15 protein-coding genes are annotated in these 20,472 nt (G+C 40.7%); 6 read left to right on the top strand and 9 right to left on the bottom strand.

Features of this window, described 5'->3' with window-relative positions:
* Nucleotides 1–43 precede the first annotated feature (43 nt).
* Both hemN and yjgA read right to left on the bottom strand, forming a co-directional pair.
* Nucleotides 44–1,417 (bottom strand): oxygen-independent coproporphyrinogen III oxidase, encoded by a 1,374-nt coding sequence (hemN, locus tag CWB65_RS15315; protein WP_008133234.1) that lies wholly within the window; start codon nucleotides 1,415–1,417, stop codon nucleotides 44–46.
* Between the two features lie 114 nt (nucleotides 1,418–1,531).
* Entirely contained in the window at nucleotides 1,532–2,065 is a 534-nt protein-coding gene (gene yjgA / locus CWB65_RS15310) for a ribosome biogenesis factor YjgA (protein ID WP_008133232.1), read from the bottom strand.
* 144 nt (nucleotides 2,066–2,209) lie between these two features.
* On the opposite strand from yjgA, the gene pmbA reads away from it, so the two are divergent.
* The 3 genes from pmbA (at nucleotide 2,210) to CWB65_RS15295 (ending at nucleotide 6,448) form a co-directional block, all read left to right on the top strand.
* Nucleotides 2,210–3,559, top strand: coding sequence for a metalloprotease PmbA (pmbA, locus tag CWB65_RS15305; RefSeq protein WP_008133230.1), 1,350 nt, complete (start codon nucleotides 2,210–2,212; stop codon nucleotides 3,557–3,559).
* Nucleotides 3,560–3,650: 91 nt separating this feature from the next.
* Nucleotides 3,651–4,130, top strand: a complete 480-nt coding sequence (locus CWB65_RS15300) for a DciA family protein (protein ID WP_008133228.1) — start codon at nucleotides 3,651–3,653, stop codon at nucleotides 4,128–4,130.
* Between the two features lie 242 nt (nucleotides 4,131–4,372).
* The gene (locus CWB65_RS15295; protein ID WP_008133226.1) at nucleotides 4,373–6,448 is read left to right on the top strand and encodes a M13 family metallopeptidase; all 2,076 of its coding nucleotides are present in this window, start codon (nucleotides 4,373–4,375) and stop codon (nucleotides 6,446–6,448) included.
* A gap of 257 nt (nucleotides 6,449–6,705) precedes the next feature.
* On the opposite strand, the gene CWB65_RS15290 is transcribed toward CWB65_RS15295, so the two are convergent.
* From CWB65_RS15290 to secA, 3 genes are read right to left on the bottom strand one after another with little or no spacing between them, the layout of a single operon-like run.
* Nucleotides 6,706–7,776 carry a phosphotransferase enzyme family protein gene (locus tag CWB65_RS15290; RefSeq protein WP_008128195.1) on the bottom strand — a complete coding sequence of 357 codons (1,071 nt, stop codon included), beginning with the start codon at nucleotides 7,774–7,776 and terminating at the stop codon, nucleotides 6,706–6,708.
* Between the two features lie 14 nt (nucleotides 7,777–7,790).
* Nucleotides 7,791–8,189, bottom strand: a complete 399-nt coding sequence (gene mutT, locus CWB65_RS15285; protein WP_008128201.1) for an 8-oxo-dGTP diphosphatase MutT — start codon at nucleotides 8,187–8,189, stop codon at nucleotides 7,791–7,793.
* Nucleotides 8,190–8,249: 60 nt separating this feature from the next.
* Entirely contained in the window at nucleotides 8,250–10,958 is a 2,709-nt protein-coding gene (gene secA, locus CWB65_RS15280; protein WP_008128203.1) for a preprotein translocase subunit SecA, read from the bottom strand.
* Nucleotides 10,959–11,364: 406 nt separating this feature from the next.
* On the opposite strand from secA, the gene CWB65_RS15275 reads away from it, so the two are divergent.
* Nucleotides 11,365–12,135, top strand: a complete 771-nt coding sequence (locus CWB65_RS15275) for a Rossmann-fold NAD(P)-binding domain-containing protein (protein ID WP_008128204.1) — start codon at nucleotides 11,365–11,367, stop codon at nucleotides 12,133–12,135.
* 8 nt (nucleotides 12,136–12,143) lie between these two features.
* Here the strand turns inward: CWB65_RS15275 and hutH are convergent, their stop codons facing one another.
* The 3 genes from hutH to hutC form a co-directional block, all read right to left on the bottom strand.
* A complete protein-coding gene (gene hutH / locus CWB65_RS15270) occupies nucleotides 12,144–13,676 on the bottom strand; it encodes a histidine ammonia-lyase (protein ID WP_006793077.1) in 1,533 nt (510 codons plus the stop codon).
* 2 nt (nucleotides 13,677–13,678) lie between these two features.
* Nucleotides 13,679–15,352, bottom strand: coding sequence for a urocanate hydratase (hutU, locus tag CWB65_RS15265; protein WP_006793078.1), 1,674 nt, complete (start codon nucleotides 15,350–15,352; stop codon nucleotides 13,679–13,681).
* A gap of 70 nt (nucleotides 15,353–15,422) precedes the next feature.
* Nucleotides 15,423–16,130: a histidine utilization transcriptional repressor HutC gene (gene hutC, locus CWB65_RS15260; RefSeq protein WP_006793079.1), complete on the bottom strand. Its 708-nt coding sequence runs from the start codon at nucleotides 16,128–16,130 to the stop codon at nucleotides 15,423–15,425.
* A gap of 120 nt (nucleotides 16,131–16,250) precedes the next feature.
* Here hutC and hutI point away from each other — a divergent pair, with 120 nt between their 5' ends.
* Together hutI and CWB65_RS15250 are read left to right on the top strand one after the other, a co-directional pair.
* On the top strand, nucleotides 16,251–17,498 hold the full coding sequence (gene hutI / locus CWB65_RS15255) for an imidazolonepropionase (protein WP_008128210.1): 1,248 nt from the start codon (nucleotides 16,251–16,253) through the stop codon (nucleotides 17,496–17,498).
* Nucleotides 17,499–17,622: 124 nt separating this feature from the next.
* The gene (locus tag CWB65_RS15250) at nucleotides 17,623–19,284 is read left to right on the top strand and encodes an EAL domain-containing protein (RefSeq protein WP_008128213.1); all 1,662 of its coding nucleotides are present in this window, start codon (nucleotides 17,623–17,625) and stop codon (nucleotides 19,282–19,284) included.
* 125 nt (nucleotides 19,285–19,409) lie between these two features.
* Here CWB65_RS15250 and CWB65_RS15245 read toward each other — a convergent pair whose 3' ends face one another.
* Nucleotides 19,410–20,471: a formimidoylglutamase gene (locus tag CWB65_RS15245; protein WP_008128215.1), complete on the bottom strand. Its 1,062-nt coding sequence runs from the start codon at nucleotides 20,469–20,471 to the stop codon at nucleotides 19,410–19,412.
* Nucleotide 20,472 lies beyond the last annotated feature (1 nt).

The following is a 20,472-nucleotide window of genomic DNA, read 5'->3' as shown; positions in this document are numbered from 1 at the left end:
TAGGTATGCTTTTTTTGTGCCCAAATAATATTTAATTAGGGGGTTAAATGACTCGAGAAAAACGCGTTGCGTTGATTTTATTTTGTAAGTGGGCATCAAAACACATACAAATTATACGAATGAATAAGTTACCCCGTGATGTGACACTGACGTGATTGTTTTCAATAATCACCATGTTATCGTCTATAAGTGGTTTAAGAGAAACCAATGCCTCCGCAAAGTAGGTATCAAATTCAATATGATACTTTTTAGCAAACTCGTCTATGTTTAGTTCAAACTGACAAATAAGCTGCTTAATAGCATCCGCTCGAATAACATCATCATGGGTTAAATGCATACCTTTACTAAGTGCGCAGCCGCTTTGCGTTTCAATGCTATGGTAGTAATGCTTTAGCTCTTTTTTATTTTGTAAAATAGCAGTGCCAATTTGTGAAATAGATGATGCACCCAGCCCTAATAAATCACAATTACCATGCGTTGTATAACCTTGAAAGTTTCGATGCAATTTACCTTCATTTTGTGCGATAGCCAGCTCGTTGTCTGCTTTCGCGAAGTGATCCATACCAATAAACTGATAACCTGCTTGTGTCATTTGCTCTAAGGTATTTTTAAACATGGTTAACTTGTCGTGAGCGTTTGGTAAGTCGTGCTCTTTTATTTTGCGTTGTGCGGCAAATCGCTCTGGTAAGTGAGCGTAGTTAAATACCGAAACACGATCGGGGCTAAGCTCAATGAGTTGCTCTATTGTTTGTTTAAAGCTTTCGGGGGTTTGCAGTGGAAGCCCGTAAATCATATCGGCGTTAATTGATTTGAAGCCCAACTCACGTGCCTGAGTAATTAACTGCTTAACGGTATCGGCATGTTGAGGGCGATTAACTGCAAGTTGCACGTCGTCATTAAAGTCTTGAATCCCAAACGACACTCGGTTAAAACCAAGCATTCTTAAATCAACCAACATATTTTCAGCAAGCGATCGTGGGTCAACTTCAATACCGCGCTCTGTTGTGCTGGTAAAATTAAAGTGCTGTTCAAGCAGGGTAATTAAGCGTTTCATTTGTTGAGGGGTTAAAAAGGTAGGAGTGCCTCCACCTAAATGCAGTTGCTCAACGCTGTAGTGTTTAAACAAAGGTGCTTGTGCGGCAATTTCTTTTGCTAAAAAGTCTATATATGTATCGGCTTTAGATTGGTGGCGAGTGATTATTTTATTACAACCACAGTAGTAGCAAAGCTGACTGCAAAATGGGATATGAACATATAGAGAAAGCGCACGAGATTGAGATGATTCTACCGCGCTGATTAAATCGTGTTTATCGTATCCCTCATTCAAAGATAATGCGGTAGGGTAGGATGTATACCTTGGACCAGACACATTGTATTTATTAATGAGAGCTTGGTCCCATTGAGGAAGTTTTATCATCACGCGCACCTAAGTTTTAACTAGAGCCGTGATTATAAAAAAGTAACTAAGGAGATATGTTGATCTATAACAAAAAAGGTGCAGAAGCACCTTTTTATCACAACGTATTACGCGTTAATACGTGACGGTATGCGCATCTTTTAAATACTGAAAAAGCTCTTTATAGCCTTTACCTGGCTTTTCGGCTTTGACTTCTTTTGCTGCATTACGCACTAATTGACGCATTTTTTGACGATCAAGGGATGGGAACTGCTCAATAGTCTCGTTTATAAGGCTATCACCTTGTTCTATTAGGTCTGAGCGCAGTTGCTCTATTTTTTTAACCAATACTTCAGCTTGGTTATTTTTATTAAGCATTACATCGATAATAGCTTTAATATCTTCAATGTTTTCTACTGTGCGAAGCGTTTTTGCAATGTAATTTAAGTGACGACGGTATGCATCACTTTTGTTACTAATTTTATCAGCAACAACCATCGCTTCTTTTAAATCGTCATTTAATGGTAGGCGCTCACGCTGCTTTTTACCCATTTTGGCAATTTCAGAACCTAACTGATGAAATTCTTGTGCTTCGCGCTTAAGCTCTGTTCTTGATACGTATTCAATTTCTTCTTCAATTTCAACAGGCTTGCCTTTTTTCTTCGCCATGGGGTGCTCTTAAATAAAAATAACTGGTGACATTATACGCCATTCTTTTAGTGATTAATATTAGCTGATGTGGTGCAGTGAGTGTGTTAGCATTTAACTATAAGAAATGCGTGCATTATGCCTCTAAGGCTCAGGACTTAATTTATGAAAAGCCAACAAAACGATCCAATTTATTCTCAAATATCGCAGGTTAAAGATGCGGTAGCCGAAGTACTCGAACATGCTAAAAAATTAGGTGCTACAGCAGCTGAAGCTGCAATGTCTAGCACGTCGGGTTTATCGGTGAGTACACGAATGGGTGAAGTAGAAACCATTGAGTTTAACCAAGATGGTGGCCTGGGGATTAGTGTTTATGTTGGCAATAATAAAGGGTCTGCCTCAACGGCTGATTTAAACCCTAAAACATTGCGCACAGTAGTAGAAAAAGCCATTGATATTGCAAAGTTCACATCAGACGATCCTTTCAATGGGGTCGCCGATAAAGAGCTACTTGAGTTTAACCCACAAGATCTCGATTTATACCACCCTTGGGATGTAAGCCCAGAGCAAGGTATTGAGCTTTGCCATACAGCTGAGCAAGCGGCATTAAATGCTGATGAACGTATTGTAAATTCTGATGGCGCGAGTTTTTCATCGCATCAAGGGCTTCGTGTTTATGGGAATAGCCATGGTTTAATTGCTGGCTTTCCTCGCACTCGTCATAGCATCAGCACCATGGTAATTGGTAAAGATGGTGAACAAATGCAACGCGACTCAGCATACACGGTTGCCCGCGATCAAGCAGGTCTAACTGATGCAGCTGCGGTTGGGCTTGAAGCCGCATCAGAAACATTGGCTAAATTAAACAGCCAAAAATTAGGAACAATGAAAGTCCCGGTTGTATTTAGGGCTGATATTGCAAACTCATTGTTTGGTCACTTGGTTTCGGCAATTGGCGGTGGCGCACTTTATCGTAAGTCGAGTTTTTTACTCGACAGTTTAGGTACGCAAGTATTTAGTCATTGTGTAAATATTGCTGAACGCCCGCATATTTTAAAAGGATTAGCTTCATCACCGTTTGATAGCGAAGGTGTTAAAACGGTTGATCGTGAAATAATTCAAGGTGGTGAGTTACAAACTTACTTATTAGCAAGTTACGCCGCGCGTAAAATGAATATGACCCCGACAGGTCATGCCGGCGGTATTCACAACTGGTTAGTAGAACAAACGCATAATGATTTACAAGCATTATTAAAAACAATGGGTACCGGCTTGTTAGTTACCGAGCTTATGGGGCAAGGCGTAAACACAGTAACAGGTGATTACTCTCGAGGTGCTGGTGGTTTTTGGGTTGAAAATGGAGAGATTCAATATCCAGTAAGTGAAATTACGATTGCCGGTAATTTAAAAGATATGTTTAAAGGTATTTCTGCTATCGGTGGTGATATTGAGCGCAGAGGCGGCATTCAAACTGGCTCTGTTCTAATCGAGCAAATGCAAATAGCGGGTGCTTAATACCTAATTTAGGCTTAATTATGGACACACTTAAGTTTACTCTGATGGTGCTAAATTTAAGTGTGTAAATAAGTACGAGTTGAGATATTTAATGGCTAAAGATAGATACGCACCAAAACCACTCACCGATATTATGGCGGGCCTAAACAACCGTCTGTCGGCTTACGCTGGTAAAAGCCAAGCTCTTGATACTCAGCAAACTTTACTTAAAGATTTTTTAGGCCCTAAATTAGGGGATAAGTGCCGCGTAAGTAATTATCGCGATGGTACTTTAATGATTGAAGCGGTATCGGCCCCGATAGCGCTTCGACTTAATTATTTAAAAATGGATATGCTTTCGCACTTTAGAGCGGCAGGGATGGCCGAACTAGGGCAAATTAAAATCACAGCTAATCCACAGGCAACTCAGCGATTAAGTTCGGCTAACAAACCCGCATCAGCCGCCGTCACAAATTCACGTAAAATGAGTGAACAAACAGCCGATTATTTAAATGCGATTGCCGACTCAGCACCACCTTCATTAAAAGAGAAGTTACAACGTTTAGCTTTACACGGTAAAAATAAGAGTTAATTGCCGGCTGTTTTATTAAGGTATTGATAGGGCAATTTAGAACGTTTATCTCATTCAAAATACTTTGTTACATAATCTATTTCAATGTTCTCAAAATCAGGTTTATTATAGCGTTATTGCACTCAATAATTAGTGTAAGTTGATGCCCATTCCATTAAGTAAAAGCTGACTGCTATCTTGTTAAAGAGCTTAATGGAGTTGGTATGAGCAATTTATAAAATTGACTAACAAATGGATTAATTATGAATAAAGTAACAATGGCCGCTGCAAGTATTGCACTTGCGCTTGGCTTAGTGGGCTGCGGCGAAAAACAACAAGAAACCCAAGTAGCTGACACTCAAGCAGCAACAGCACCGGCAGAAAAACCGTTAGAGCTAGGTATTGAATTGGCTAATATGGACAGCTCAGTTCGCCCGCAGGATGACTTTTACTACCATGTAAATGGCACTTGGTTAGCAACAACCGAAATTCCAGGTGACAAGTCTAACTATGGTTCTTTTTCGCAATTATATGATGAGTCGCAAAAAGCGATGAAAACGGCGCTTGAAAACGCAGCGGCCAATAAATCGGCTGAAAAAGGCAGCGACGAGTATAAAATTGGCGCGTTTTATAAAAGCTATATGAATAAAAACGCCCGTAATGAGCTTGGTGTTACACCATTGCAACCGTCGCTAGATAGTATTGATAGTGTAAAATCTAAGTCTGATCTAATTAGCCTTATGGCGTCTATTCAACAGCAAGGCGGCACTCTACCGTTTGGTTGGTTTATCAATAACGATGCTAAAAATTCAAGCGAATATGCTTTGTATTTATCTCAATCTGGCTTGGGTTTACCTGATCGCGATTACTACTTAAAAGACGATGAGAAATTTACTAAAATTCGCGCCTCTTATGAGCAATACATAACTGATGTATTAGCTAAAGCGGGTGTCAAAGAGGCCGCACAAGCAGCAGCAAGCGTACTTGCCTTTGAAAAAACCATTGCTGATGCGCAGTGGAGCCGTGTACAAAGCCGTGATGCAACTAAGTCATACAATAAAATGACCCTAGCAGAGGCTGATAAACTTGCTGGAGAGCTTGATTTATCGACGTTTTTTAAAGAGGCAGGTGTAAACACCGCTGATATTATTGTGCGCCAACCAAGCTTTTTAGAAGCGCTAGGTGGTATTTATCAAAACACCGACTTAGCAACCTGGAAAAACTACCTTAAGTTTCATTTTGTGAGTGGCTATGCGCAACTATTAAATGATGATTTGGTTGACCTTAAATTTAACTTTTACAGTACGACATTACGTGGGGTAGAAGAGCAAGCACCACTTTGGAAAAAAGCCGTAGATGCGTCTAACAGTGTGTTAGGTGAAATTTTAGGTAAAGTGTACGTTAAAGACAATTTTCCGCCTGAAGCTAAAGCACGTATGGAAGAGCTAGTTGATAACGTAATTAAAGGTTACAGCGTTGCAATTGAAGGTCTTGATTGGATGGGACCTGAAACAAAAATTGCAGCACAGGAAAAACTAGACAAATTTATTCCTAAAATTGGCTACCCAGATAAGTGGAAGGATTACTCTGAGCTTGAAATTAATTCAGACGAGCTGGTAGGTAACTACATCCGTTACAGCCAATGGGCGTATAAAGACATGATTGCCAAATTAGGCAAACCTGTTGACCGTTCAGAGTGGTACATGACACCGCAAACAGTGAATGCTTACTACAATCCGGTAAACAATGAAATTGTATTTCCTGCTGCTATTTTACAACCGCCATTCTTTAATTTAGAAGCGGATGATGCGGTAAACTATGGTGCTATTGGTGCGGTAATTGGACACGAGCTAGGCCATGGTTTTGACGACCAAGGTTCTAAATACGACGGCGATGGTAATTTACGTAACTGGTGGACTGAAAGCGACCTTAAACAGTTTGAAGAGCGTTCAGGTGCGTTAGTTGAGCAATTTAACAAGTACAAACCGTTTGACGATGCGAATGTAAATGGTGAGCTTACGCTTGGCGAAAATATTGGTGACCTAGGTGGGTTAACAGTCGCGTATAAGGCATATCAGCTATCATTAGGTGATAATAAAGCGCCAGTTATTGATGGTTACACAGGCGATCAACGCTTCTTTATGGGGTGGTCGCAAATTTGGCGTCGTAACTACCGCGATGAAGAATTACGTAACCGTTTAATGACCGACTCGCATTCACCAAGCCATTATCGTGTAATTGGTATTTTGTCTAATATGCCAGAGTTTTACGAAGCGTTTGATGTAAAAGAAGGCGACAAAATGTATATCAAACCAGAAGATCGCGTAAAAATTTGGTAATCAGATAATGTTATACCAATCCGCAATAATACTTGATTATTTTTAGGGGCTAAAAGTGTCGTTATCTGCGTTAAAAAATTCTCATTTAGAATAACTAAATAACGAATTTTTTAACGCAGATAACGACACGTTTATCTATCCTCAAAATAGATCACTTAATTAAGCAGATTGGTATTAGTTAACTAAAAACCAGTTAATAAAAAAGCCAGTAAGTCTAACTTACTGGCTTTTTTGATACGAAATTTTAAACGCTTACTTTATTGTTTCATTAGGGTTTCGTACATCCATGCTTCGTTAACTAAAATGTTTTTATATAAAGCGAGTTGGTTTTGAGTGCGTACTAAATTGTGTTCGAGGTATGCGGTTTTAAAGTACACGTCGTTATTTAAGTAATCTGTTAAAAAGCGCACACTGAGCATCAGGGGCATTATTTTAGCGCCTAAAAGTAAACTGAGCTGTTCTTGTTTACTCAATATTGGTTTGAGTGGTGCTAAGTAACCTTTAACGAGTGCTTCAAAAACCTCTTTTCTAATAACAACCTTATCAAGACTTGTCGAATCCTCTGCTTCTGCACAGCAAAATGTACGTACCATATCGCCAAAATCGTGTAATAAAAAACCAGGCATACAGGTGTCTAAATCAATAACAGCTTTCGCTTTATGAGTTTTACTGCAGTAGAGCATATTATTGATTTTAGTGTCATTGTGGCAAACTCGAATAGGTAAATGCTGAGTTATAGCTTTAAGTTCATCAACTAAGTGTTGTTGCGATAAGCAAAACTCAATGTCTTTTTTACTGCGGTTAAGCCTGCTTTCATCACTATGCGTCATTGCTGTGTTTAGCTGCTCAAAGCGCATAGCCAAGTTATGAAAATCATCAATCACAGTATGCAGTGTGGCTGTGTCAAAATCGTGTAAGGCACTTGCAAAAGTACCAAAGGCCAAAGCAGCTTGATGCGCTTGCTCTGGGTTTTTAACAACATCCTCGCTGTAACTGTGCTCAATATAGTTAAGTACGCGATATGGCTCTTCATTAAGTATGGTTAAATACTCGTTGTTGCCTGTGTTAATGTGTTTAACAATATCGAGCGGATAGTTTTTTTGCTTCTGCTTAGTATTTAGGTGTTGCTCAATAAGTTGTGCGTTATTGACAATTTGAGCTGGGTACTTAAATACATGAGTGTTAAGTTTTTGCACAATAAATCGCTGATCAAAATGTGTTAGTAGCCATGTGCTATTGATATGGCCGCTGCTGATGGTACTCAACTGAGTTGTTTCAGGGTTGAGTTTTAGCAGTTTACTCAACGTATTTTGTACAGTGTTATTCATTGTAACTCACTTAATCAAGCGTATCGAGATTGCAGTTTTTCAATTATTTCAGCATTAGCGGCAGGGAAGTCATAGTGAGTTAACTCACTAATATTTACCCATTCACTAGGTTGCCCTTCAGCGCCATGCGCTTCACCGCTAAAGTTACTGACAACGTGAATATCGAGTTTTACGCATTTGTCGCCATAATCATGTTCGATCACCATGAGTTGGCTAGAGCTGTGAATAGTAATACCTACTTCTTCAGTCAACTCACGTTTAAGCGCTGCAAATACACTTTCATTCGCTTCAACTTTACCACCAGGAAACTCCCATAAGCCACCTTGATGTTGCTCATCGGCACGTTTGCAGATAAATATTGCATTATTTTTTTTAATTACACCAACGGCTACATTTACTATTTTTATTGTCATATCTTTACCCCATAAAAAAAGCGACGCAAGCGCCGCTTTTTAATTACTTACAATGCGTGGTTATTTTAATTTACCACAACATTGCTTGAATTTTTGACCTGAACCACAAGGACACGGATCGTTACGACCAACTTTTGGCTCTGTTCTGGCCATTACCGTAGCACTTGGAGGTGCTTCGCCGCCTACGTGCTCAGCTTCTTCATGTTGGTACTCGCGAGGGGCATTTTCACTCTTACGGTGTTGCTCTTCTACTTTTTCAACATCTTCTTCTGCACGTACTTGTACTTTACTTAAAATGCTAACTACATCAACTTTTAAGTTTTCAAGCATTTCAGAGAACAGTTCAAACGACTCGCGTTTGTACTCTTGCTTTGGATTCTTTTGCGCGTAGCCACGTAAGTGAATACCTTGGCGTAAATGATCCATCGCCGCAAGGTGATCTTTCCAATGTTGGTCAAGACTTTGAAGCATAATTGCTTTTTCGAATTGACGTAGAACTGAATCACCAACCTGTTGCTCTTTTTGCTTGTAAGCTTGATCAACAGCTTCTTCAATACGCTCACGAAGTTTTTCTTCGTATAGTTTATTGTCGTCTGCTAACCATTGAGTAATTGGTAGCTCAATTAAGAAGTCTTGTTTTAAGCGCTCTTCAAGACCTGGTACATCCCACATTTCAGCAAGGCTTTGTGGGGCAATGTATTGATCTATTGTATTGCTTAGTACGTCACCACGAATTGCTGTGATAGTTTCTGAAATATCACCTTCTTCAAGTAATTCATTACGCTGAGAGTAAACAACACGACGTTGATCGTTTGCTACGTCATCGTATTCAAGTAGCTGTTTACGAACATCAAAGTTACGTGCTTCTACTTTACGCTGTGCATTTTCAATTGCGCGGTTAACCCATGGGTGTTCAATTGCTTCACCGCGTTGCATACCTAGTTTACGCATCATGTTAGTCATGCGCTCGCCGGCAAATATACGCATAAGCGCATCGTCCATCGAAAGGTAAAAACGGCTAGAACCAGCATCACCTTGACGGCCAGAACGACCACGTAATTGGTTATCTATACGGCGCGATTCATGGCGCTCAGTACCAATAATGTGCAAACCGCCAGCATCAATGACTGCATCGTGGCGAAGTTTCCATGCTGCTTTAATTTCAGCAATTTTTTCATCAGTTGGATTATCAAGTTTTTCAACTTCGCTATTCCAGTTACCACCTAGCACAATATCGGTACCACGACCGGCCATGTTAGTTGCAATGGTAACAGTACCAGGTAAACCTGCATCTGAGACGATATCAGCTTCTTGTGCGTGGAATTTAGCATTAAGTACATTGTGCTTAATTTTTTCTTTGCGTAAAAACTGTGATAAGTATTCGGAGCTTTCAATTGAGATAGTACCTACTAGTACAGGCTGTCCGCGTTCTTGACAGTCTTTAATATCAACTAAAATAGCTTCGTATTTTTCTTCTTGCGTTAGGTAAACTAAATCAGCGCGATCATCACGGATCATTGGCTTATTAGTTGGCATAACAACGGTATCTAGGCCATAAATTGACTGAAACTCAAATGCTTCAGTGTCGGCAGTACCTGTCATACCCGCTAATGTTTCGTACAAACGGAAGTAGTTTTGGAACGTAATAGATGCCAAAGTTTGGTTTTCGTTTTGAATTTTAACACCTTCTTTAGCTTCTACAGCTTGGTGTAAACCTTCAGACCAACGACGACCTTCCATTGAGCGACCAGTATGCTCGTCAATGATGATAACTTCGTTTTCTTTAACAACGTAATCAACATCTTTTTGATATAATTTGTGCGCGCGAAGTGCAGCATATACATGGCTTAACAAGGTAATACTTGCGGCAGAGTATAGCGAATCGCCTTCTTCAATTAAGCCACGCTCGCTAAGTAATTCTTCTACTTTAACTTGGCCGCGCTCAGTTAAATGAACTTGCTTAGACTTTTCATCGATTGTGTAATCGCCGTCGCCTTCAACACCTTCCTCGTCTTCTTTTTCTTGGAGTTCAAGTAAAGGAACGATGGTATTTATTTCAGTGTATAGCTGTGAGCTGTCCTCGGCTGGGCCTGAGATGATAAGCGGTGTACGCGCTTCATCAATTAGGATTGAATCAACTTCATCGACTACAGCGTAAAATAATGGACGCTGAACGCGCTCATCAATACTAAATGCCATGTTGTCGCGAAGGTAATCAAAACCAAACTCGTTGTTTGTACCGTAGGTAATGTCAGCAGCATACGCTTGCTTTTTTTGTTGTGGCATCATGCCAGGAACATTGCAGCCAACCGTTAGGCCTAAAAATTCAAATAACGGACGGTTAGTTTCAGCATCGCGCTTTGCAAGATAGTCATTCACGGTAATAACGTGAACCCCTTTACCTGTTAAGCCGTTTAAGTAAGCAGGTAAGGTTGCTGTAAGTGTTTTACCTTCACCGGTACGCATTTCTGCAATACGGCCTTCGTGTAAAACCATGCCGCCTAGTAACTGTACGTCAAAGTGGCGCATGCCATTAACGCGTTTAGATGCTTCACGAACTACTGCAAATGCTTCAGGTAGAATATCGTCAAGGCTTTGTCCGTTATCGTAACGTTCTCTGAATTCTGCTGTTTTAGCGCGTAAATCTTCATCAGAAAGGGCTTCTAACTGCGTTTCTAGCGCATTGATTAGCGCGACCGTCTTTCTAAAGTTTTTAATAGTGCGGTCGTTGCGACTACCAAAAATCTTGGTAAATAAATTAGATATCATGATAAAACCGTTACAATCAATTCGTTGTTAGCCGCGTATCGGCTAACCCATTTTTAACAATTGGTAATTAATATGTGCTTTTAAGTAACACTTAGTACATATTAATTAGCAATTTTGTATTAAACCATTCAAAAAGCACTGTTTATTACGTGCGCTACTATACCAGACTCTGCCAAACAACAAACTATCTCAGCCAAAAGATCTGTATATAAAATAGAAAAATTTGATCTGCATTCTAAAAAAGCCGTGGTATTAACTCATTACTATAAAAATAGTAATGAACTGTGAATATATGGTGCTTAAAAAATTAAAAACAAGGGGGGCGTTACATTTGTGAACTTTAGAAAATTATGCTCAGATAACAGCATTAAACAATGGTGCGCTTAACGCGAAGGTGTGTGTCAACATGCAAAATAAGGTGAATAAATTAGTTGTATTGGGTGCTGGCTGGTTAGGTCATGCGCTATGTGTTAATGCACAACAGGCAGGTTGGAAGGTGCAGGGTACTCGTCGGTCAAATACACGAGAATTTGATTTTGAACGCCAGTTTAAATTAGAAGGTAATCAGCTAATACATCAGGTTGATTTAGACAATGCGTTTTGGGTCTGTGCTATTCCACCACGAAGTCGTCATAGCGAGAGTAATTACCCAGAAACACTTACTGCAGCCTTGACGTTGTCTAAAAAGTTAAATGCAAAAGGGTTTTTATTATGTTCATCCACAGGGGTTTACGACCAAGAACCCGGTGTATACAGTGAAAGTAGCGATATTGCTTGCGCCAATCCAAGGCAAACAAAATTATATCAGGCCGAAGAGCAAGTCCTTGAGCAAAACGGTAAGGTACTGCGTTTAGCAGGATTACTTGGCCCAAACAGAGAGCCGGGTAAGTTTGTTGCGGGTAAAGAGCTTAATACTTCAAGTCAGCAAGTGGTTAACATGGTGCATCAGCAAGATGTAATAAATGCTATTTTTGCGGTAATAGCGCATTGGCAAGTAGGACAAAATATTTACAATATCGTTAACCCCGAGCACCCAACAAAAGCCGATTACTATGCATTAAAGTGTAAGCAGAATGGTGGCGAAATGCCAAAATTTACGAGCGATGAAAAAGCTGAGCGCAAGGTTATTGGCTCAGCTATCGAGGCGTTAGACTTTACTTACCAGTACGGTATTTAACACTTATTTTAATAAGAAGGGAGAGGGTTGTGGTCAATAAAGTCGCACAATTTACCTTCGCTCAATAGAGTGTTAGTTTGTTCTATATCGGGTGCAAAATAGCGATCTTTATCGTAGTAGGTCACATATTCGCGTAGTAAATTTTTTGCCTTTAATACTTTTTCACACGGGCTTAGCGGTTTTCTAAATTCCAAGCCCTGTACTGATGCAAGCCACTCTATAGCCAAAACACCTTGTGTATTATTTGCCATGTCTTGTAACCGCCTCGCGGCAAACGTAGCCATTGAAACGTGATCTTCTTGGTTGGCTGATGTTGGTAAGCTATCTACAGACGCGGGATGCGCAAGCGATTTATTTTCAGATGCCAATGCTGCTGCTGTCACTTGAGCAATCATAAAGCCAGAGTTTACGCCACCGTTTTCAACTAAAAAGGGCGGTAATTTTGATAAGTTAGAATCAATAAGTAGGGCAATTCTGCGCTCTGCTAAAGCGCCAATTTCAGCAATTGCAACAGCGAGGTTGTCGGCGGCCATAGCGACAGGTTCAGCGTGAAAGTTTCCGCCAGAAATAATATCGCCCACATCGGCAAATACGAGTGGGTTGTCGGTTACACCATTTGATTCGCACAGCAATACGTCAGCTGCTTGGCGTATTTGTGTTAAACACGCACCCAATACTTGAGGTTGGCAACGTAAACAATAAGGGTCTTGTACTTTTTCACAGTTTACATGTGAGTCGCTAATTTGTGATTGAGTATCAAGCAAATCTCTAAACACTTGTGCGGTATCTATTTGACCACGTTGCCCACGAATTTCGTGAATACGTGAGTCAAAGGGAGCGCGGCTCCCCATTGCTGCTTCAATACTTATAGAGCCTATTACACAGCTTTGCGCATATAAATCTTCTGCTCTAAATAACCCCTGTAATGCAAAAGCGGTAGACGCTTGAGTACCGTTAAGCAGCGCTAAACCTTCTTTTGCTGCAAGCGTAAGCGGTTCAAGCCCTGCTATTTTCAAACCTTCAGCCGCACTGATTATTTTACCCTGATGGCGCATCTGGCCTTCGCTTAGCAAGGGTAAGCACATATGTGCAAGTGGAGCTAAGTCACCTGAAGCGCCAACAGAGCCTTTTTTAGGAACGCATGGGTAAACTTCACTGTTTAGCAACTGTATAAAAAACTCGATGACTTGTAAGCGAATGCCTGAAAAGCCACGAGAAAGCGAGTTTATTTTTAGTGTAATCATCAATCTTACTGTGCTGTCGTCCATGTACTCGCCAATGCCAGCGGCATGAGAAAGCACAATTGAACGCTGAAGTAGCTCAAGCTCGTCATCAGCAATTTTGGTATTAGCAAGCAGGCCAAACCCGGTGTTAATTCCATACACTGTGCGTTGCTCATTAATGACATTTTGAACGGTTTGTGCGCTGGCAGCGATTTGAGATTCGGCATTTTTTTCAAGGTTTATTTGTACACTTGATGCATTAATCTTTCTTAGACTATTTAAATCAAGCGAGCCGGGCGTGAGAGTTAGTTCGACCATGATTATTCCTCGTTCAGCATTGGTAAGTCTAAGTTTTGCTCTTTGGCACAGTTTTTTGCGATATCGTAACCGGCATCTGCATGGCGCATTACACCGGTAGCGGGGTCATTCCAAAGCACGCGACCAACACGTGCTTTCGCTTCGTCTGTACCATCGGCAACAATAACAACACCTGAGTGTTGGCTAAAGCCCATTCCTACACCACCGCCATGGTGAAGTGATACCCACGTAGCGCCACTTGCTGTGTTAAGCAACGCATTAAGCAAAGGCCAATCAGAGACGGCATCTGAACCATCTTTCATGCTTTCTGTTTCACGATTAGGGCTTGCTACTGAGCCAGAATCAAGATGATCACGGCCAATAACAATAGGTGCTTTAAGCTCCCCATTTTTTACCATTTCATTAAATGCCAGTGCTAAGCGTGCTCTGTCTTTTAAACCCACCCAGCATATACGAGCCGGTAAGCCTTGGAATTGAATGCGTTCGCGCGCCATATCAAGCCAATTGTGCAAATGTGCATCATCAGGGATTAGTTCTTTTACTTTAGCATCTGTTTTATAAATATCTTCTGGATCGCCCGATAAAGCGACCCATCGAAACGGGCCAATACCTTGGCAAAATAATGGGCGGATATAAGCTGGAACAAAGCCAGGGAAATCAAATGCGTTTGTAACACCTTCTTCAAATGCCATTTGGCGGATATTATTACCGTAGTCAGTGGTTGCTGCGCCTGCTTTTTGTAGGGCCAACATGGCATTAACTTGTACAGCCATTGATTGTTTTGCTGCTTTTACAACCGCTTTTGGATTTTGTTCACGCATTTTTGCGGCGTGCTCCATAGTCCAACCTTGTGGTAAGTAACCATTAAGTGGGTCGTGTGCTGATGTTTGGTCGGTCACTATATCGGGTGTAATGCCACTGCTTACAAGTGTGCTAAATATATCTGCAGCGTTGCCCAGCAAACCAACTGAAATTGCTTTGTCGTTAACGCATGCGTCAGTAATTAACTGCAGTGCATGTTCAAGATTTGTGGCTTTTACATCAACGTAGCCAGTTTTAATGCGAAAATCGATGCGGCTTTCGTCACACTCAACAACTAAGGCGCAAAAGCCCGCCATAGTTGCCGCCAGTGGCTGCGCGCCGCCCATGCCACCAAGGCCACCTGTTAACACCCATTTACCTTTAGCTTGACCATTAAAGTGTTGTTTAGCCATGGCTACAAATGTTTCGTATGTGCCTTGTACAATGCCCTGAGAGCCAATATAAATCCAAGATCCAGCCGTCATTTGGCCGTACATCATTAAACCTTTTTTATCTAGTTCGTTGAAGTGCTCCCAGTTAGCCCAGTGGGGTACCAAGTTTGAATTTGCAATTAAAACGCGAGGAGCATTGCTGTGTGTTTTAAATACGCCAACAGGTTTACCTGACTGAACAAGCAATGTTTCGTCATCATTTAATCGGTCTAGGGTTGCTATTATTTTATCAAAACTTGGCCAATCACGTGCCGCTCTACCAATACCACCATAAACAACTAATGCGTGAGGATGCTCTGCAACCTCAGGGTCTAAATTGTTCATGAGCATGCGTTTTGCCGCTTCAGTTTGCCAGCTTTTTGCGCTTATCATATCGCCATGCGGTGCACGTATTACGCGACTTGTGTCGAGTCGGTTAGTCATGTGTTGCTCCTGTTGTATATACAAGGTGATTTGTCACAAAAAAAGCGCATGATGCGCAATTTTGTTTATCTTATTTTTTAAACGTTAAGTGTCCGCCCAAGCGGTATTTGCTACCAGGCGATACAAGTCGTGCAAAACTTACAATACCGTTAACTGACCATGTTCTGCGAATAACTTGCAGGCAAGGCTCTTCGTTATATAGGTTTAACCATTGGCACATTTCGTTGTTGGGCATAATGGCTTCTACTGTGTGTCTAGCTTGGGTGAGAGGTGCAACACTTGAAAGATACTCATGAGGAGTCGTTGCACTAAAATCTTGTTGTAAATAGCCGCTAGCAAGCGCAGGGTTTACAAAGCGTTCTTCAAGCTGTAACGGGCTGTCGTTTTCGTTATGAACCAGTACGCTTCGGTACACGACGCTATCTACTTCTACTCCTAGTGCGATAGCAATAGGGGCCACCGCGTTTATTGATTCAAGTATAAGCACGCTACAGGTGTAGTTGCCGTTACGTTCTTTAACTTCATCGGCAATATTTTTAATTTCAAGTAATGAAGACTGCGACTTAAACGAAGCAACAAATGTTCCAAGGCCTTGGCTACGCGTAAGTATTCCAGATTCTGTTAATTCGCTAAGTGCGCGGCGAGCAGTCATTCTGCTAACGCTAAATTGTGTGCTTAGCTCGTTTTCAGAGGGAACGCGTTGGTTTTCTTGCCACAAACCGCTGCGAATTTTATCAACAATAAATTGTTTTATTTGCGCAAATTTAGGTGTTGTCATTAACTGGGTAGCTGCATTAGGAGTAATTTATATTAAATAAGATGACACAATCCTCTTGTATATACAAGATGTGTTGTTAGACTATATTTCAATCATGTCAGGGTATGTATGGACTGCAATATGCAAAACACTCAACAAAATAATAACTTAGAAAATATCGATTTACTTTTAATCGATGCAAATATTGCCACAATGGATCCTACTAGAGATACACCTTATGGGATCATCAAAAATGCAGCGTTAGCCATTAAAAACGGAATAATTGTATGGTTAGGTGAACAAGCATCGTTACCGCCATTTGACGCTTTTGCAACGCCAACTTTGAGCATAAAAGGGCAATGGCTAACACCTGGTTTAATAGATTGCCATACACATTTGGTATTTGCTGGTTCTCGTGCGCAAGAATTTGAGCAGCGATTACAAGGCGTAAGCTATGAACAAATTGCAGCGCAAGGCGGAGGCATTGCAAGTACAGTAAAAGCAACCAGAGCTGCAGATAGAGAGCAACTATTTGTTGATGCCAAAGACAGGCTCAATACACTGTTAAAAGAAGGCGTAACAACAGTTGAAATTAAGTCGGGTTATGGGCTTGATACCGAAAACGAAATTAAACTATTAGAAGTGGCAAGACTACTGGGTGAGCATCACCCTATTGATATAAAAACAACATTTTTAGGCGCTCATGCATTACCTAAGGAATACAAAGGCCGTGCAGATGAATATATTGACTTGGTGTGCAACGAGATGCTTGAGCAAGTCGTTGCAGGTGATCTTGCCGACGCCGTTGATGTGTTTTGCGAAAATGTAGGGTTTAGTTATGAGCAAACTAAGCGCGTATTTGCGGCGGCGACTAAACATAATTTGCCAGTAAAATGCCATGCAGAGCAGTTATCTAATCAGCATGGTGCTGCGCTGGTGGCCGAATTTAATGGATTATCGGCAGATCATATAGAGTACCTTGATGAGCAAGGTGTAGAAGCCATGGCAAAGGCCGGCACTGTGGCTGTGCTGTTACCGGGGGCATTTTATTTTTTAAGAGAAACTAAACAGCCCCCCATAGAGCTACTTAATCAATATAAGGTGCCAATTGCGATTGCGAGCGACTTTAATCCAGGTACTTCACCGCTGTGTTCGGTGCAATTAATGATGAATATGGCATGTACACTCTTTAGATTAACACCAGAGCAAGCACTGGCAGGTGTTACCAGTAACGCAGCTAAAGCTCTGGGATTAAATGATAGAGGAGTGTTAAAAGTGGGAGCCAGAGCCGACATTGCACATTGGCAAATAAGCCACCCATCGCAATTAAGTTACCAATTCGGCGTAAATAAACTGTCAAATTTATGGATTTTGGGTAAACTTAATTAGTTTGTATTATTTTTGTTCATATTTAACATGTTGTTGTTAAAGTTTTTTTACGAATACGAGTGCCGTTAACTTGAATATATTAACCGACAGTAATTTTCCGATTTTTTTTAGTGGTGCGCTTTTAATGGCGATGATCACCACTTTATTTTCGGTTAAAAATACCAACATTAAATTTAGTTATTTATGCACAGGTGTTGTAGGTTTAGCTATTTTAAGTAGCGGTGAAGCATGGTTAGCTATTTTATTGGCCTTTGGTTTTTGTTTTCACTTATGGCAATCATTCGAACGTAATAATTGGAGTATGATTATTACCAGCTCTGCCGCCGGACTGTTATTTGTGGTGTTGTTTTCAGCACATTTGTTATTGGATGTGCCGTTATTTTGGGTGGTACTAGCCATATTACTGTGCGCTGTAGTTGGGTTACTAAATGATGAAAGTGACGAGCCCAAAGTTAGTATGGCGCCAAAACAGGTCGACGACGCCTTTGTAGAAGAGTCACCCCTTTCAGTATTTGCTAGTAAAAAAGAGTTACGTCAAGGTTACTATGTGTGGTGTGATGATACTCAAGTTGAAGCCGTGCTTATTATTATTCGACTTGAAGGCTTTGAGCAAGTTAATCAGCATATAGGACGTGGCTTTGGCGATATTTTATTAGCGCAATCAGCAAATAGAATACAAGAACAATTAGAAAGCGAAGAAGTGATTACTTTAGTGGGTAATGAAAAGCTTGCCCATTTAGGTGGATTAAATTTTGCGTTTATTTGCAGCTTAGCCAATCACAAGCATTTACACGAACAAATTATTGATACTATACTCGGTGCAACACTTAAGCCTTTTAATGTCGCCAATTGCACGGTTGAAGTGAAAGCGAGAGCAAGCTATGTTGCCTGTAATGAGCAAGATACTAACTTTGACGATTTAATTTCCTATGCCTACTTAGCCCTTGATAGCCAGCCTACTCAAAAAGTGGTGCCTTATCACCAGCAAATGATGATTGAGCAATTAGAACAGCAAGCGCGTTTAAAAGAACTTGCTAACATTGACTTCGCAAGCGAGCTTGAGTTGTATTTTCAACCGGTTATTTGTAATAAAAATGGTCAAATTGAGTTTTTGGAATTGTTATTGCGTTGGCAGCATCCTAAACAAGGGATTTTATCTGCTAATCGTTTTATTGATGATATTAGAATTGCAGGGCTTGGTTACCCACTTGCTAAGTTTGTTATAGAGCGGGCTGCAGAACTTGCTATGGCACTTAGAATAGAAGGCATAGCTATACCGCTAAGCATTAACGTATTTGGCCCAGAAATGCTTAATGAAGAGTTTGTTGAGTTTGTTGATAATGTAATAACAGAGCACAACTTACAAATAGGGGATTTAATTGTTGAGTGTCCATTACATATATTTACGGGGCTCGATGATAAAGGCAGAGCGATGATCGCAAGGCTGAACAATATTGGCTTAAAGCTTTGTGTTGATGGCTTAGGTGATAACCCTGTCCTGCTTTCTAAGTTACCTAGCTTAGCAGTGGAATATATAAAAGTAGCGCCGTCATTAACGGCTGATTTTAGCAACCAAAATAATATCCGCAGTTTAGTTGGCGGTATGGTTGAAATGCATAATCAGCAAAAAACAAAAGTCATTTTTGAAGGGGTGGAAACCCTTGAGCAACTTAAATTTGTTAAAAGTTTAAATGCCTATGCTGCCCAAGGTTATTACTTTGGGCATCCGCTTAGTAGCATAGGCTTAATGAGCTGGTTAAAAGAGTGGCAACAAGCACAAGGTTAATTAGAGTGAGCGCAAAAGGCTTCGTTTTGCGCTACCTTACTGACGTTTCAAGGTTGTAATACAGGAGAGTAATGCTGCTAAGTTTACATTATTTATTAATTTATAGCCTCACAGCACGATCAAATTTATTTGAATGAGCACTCACTTTCTTTTGCCAGTAAGTAGCTATTTACCAATGCACTGATCACTTGTCCTACATGTGTGGCACCTATTTCAGGTCCGTTTGGGTGTTGGCTCGGTGATGCCTCACATAGGTGTAAGTATTTAGCGTTTCGGTTACTTGCTGCTTTATATATAAAATGTTCAGTGTCGCTGACACTAAACCCACAGCATGTATAGGCACTTACAGGCATAAATGTAATACTGTCTAGATCTACTTCAATACCTAGGGGTAATGAATCAAAACCGTTAATAGCCTTATCAATAGACTGAGTAAGCGTTATGTCGCGTTTTACTTTGAGTGACTGGTAGCTATCAAACGTGAAGTTTGCCTGCGTCATGGCATCAATAATTGCTTGGTTATTTTTCTGTTCATGTAGGCCAATAACATGGTAATTATTGAGTAGCTTCTCGTTATAAGCATATCGAAACCCATTACCACTGTGGCGTCCTTCGCATTCTCTAAAGTCAGCATGAGGGTCAAAGTTTATTGCATTAACTGGTGTATGCTGTGAACCACTAAATGCACGAATAATCCCTAAGCAGTTATTATGCCCGCCACCAATCACAATTGGTTCAAGACCCGCTTTAAATATTAGATTTAATACACTTTCTACGCGCTCATCTAACTGTTGGCATAGCAAACGTAATTGCTGAAGTTGTTCAGGGCTTTTGTTGTTTAATTGGTTACTTTGCGCCATTAGGTCATCAACGTGGACTTCGCCAAGTAACAACACTTTTTGAGTGGCAATAAATTGATTATGAGGTTGGTTTAAAAACTTAGATAAAAAAGCAGGCCAGGCTTCACTTGCTCCACCATTGCCTAAATTTGCTTTAGGGCCAATGTCTTCACATATGCCTAAAAGTACATAGCGCATACCAAACTCAGCGGCATCAACAAGGGCTTGTTGAACATCTACGTGAGTGTCGAGCAAAGACATGGCTTGCCATGCTTTTTTTTCGTTTGCGCGGGTAGAGCACAAGGCTTTAACCGCGCTTTCATCATATATTTTTAACTGAGCGGTCACG

The organism is Pseudoalteromonas sp. S554 (genome assembly GCF_005930865.1).
GTDB lineage: Bacteria > Pseudomonadota > Gammaproteobacteria > Enterobacterales > Alteromonadaceae > Pseudoalteromonas > Pseudoalteromonas marina.
This window is presented reverse-complemented; position numbering and strand designations above follow the sequence as displayed.

Coding starts and splice junctions, on each gene's coding strand:
- CWB65_RS15275 (WP_008128204.1), top strand. CDS start 11,365: ATGCAAAATAAGGTGAATAAATTAGTTGTATTGGGTGCTGGCTGGTTA.
- CWB65_RS15295 (WP_008133226.1), top strand. CDS start 4,373: ATGAATAAAGTAACAATGGCCGCTGCAAGTATTGCACTTGCGCTTGGC.
- hutC (WP_006793079.1), bottom strand. CDS start 16,130: ATGACAACACCTAAATTTGCGCAAATAAAACAATTTATTGTTGATAAA.
- CWB65_RS15290 (WP_008128195.1), bottom strand. CDS start 7,776: ATGAATAACACTGTACAAAATACGTTGAGTAAACTGCTAAAACTCAAC.
- secA (WP_008128203.1), bottom strand. CDS start 10,958: ATGATATCTAATTTATTTACCAAGATTTTTGGTAGTCGCAACGACCGC.
- hutI (WP_008128210.1), top strand. CDS start 16,251: ATGCAAAACACTCAACAAAATAATAACTTAGAAAATATCGATTTACTT.
- hutH (WP_006793077.1), bottom strand. CDS start 13,676: ATGGTCGAACTAACTCTCACGCCCGGCTCGCTTGATTTAAATAGTCTA.
- hemN (WP_008133234.1), bottom strand. CDS start 1,417: ATGATAAAACTTCCTCAATGGGACCAAGCTCTCATTAATAAATACAAT.
- CWB65_RS15300 (WP_008133228.1), top strand. CDS start 3,651: ATGGCTAAAGATAGATACGCACCAAAACCACTCACCGATATTATGGCG.
- hutU (WP_006793078.1), bottom strand. CDS start 15,352: ATGACTAACCGACTCGACACAAGTCGCGTAATACGTGCACCGCATGGC.
- yjgA (WP_008133232.1), bottom strand. CDS start 2,065: ATGGCGAAGAAAAAAGGCAAGCCTGTTGAAATTGAAGAAGAAATTGAA.
- pmbA (WP_008133230.1), top strand. CDS start 2,210: ATGAAAAGCCAACAAAACGATCCAATTTATTCTCAAATATCGCAGGTT.
- mutT (WP_008128201.1), bottom strand. CDS start 8,189: ATGACAATAAAAATAGTAAATGTAGCCGTTGGTGTAATTAAAAAAAAT.
- CWB65_RS15250 (WP_008128213.1), top strand. CDS start 17,623: ATGGCGATGATCACCACTTTATTTTCGGTTAAAAATACCAACATTAAA.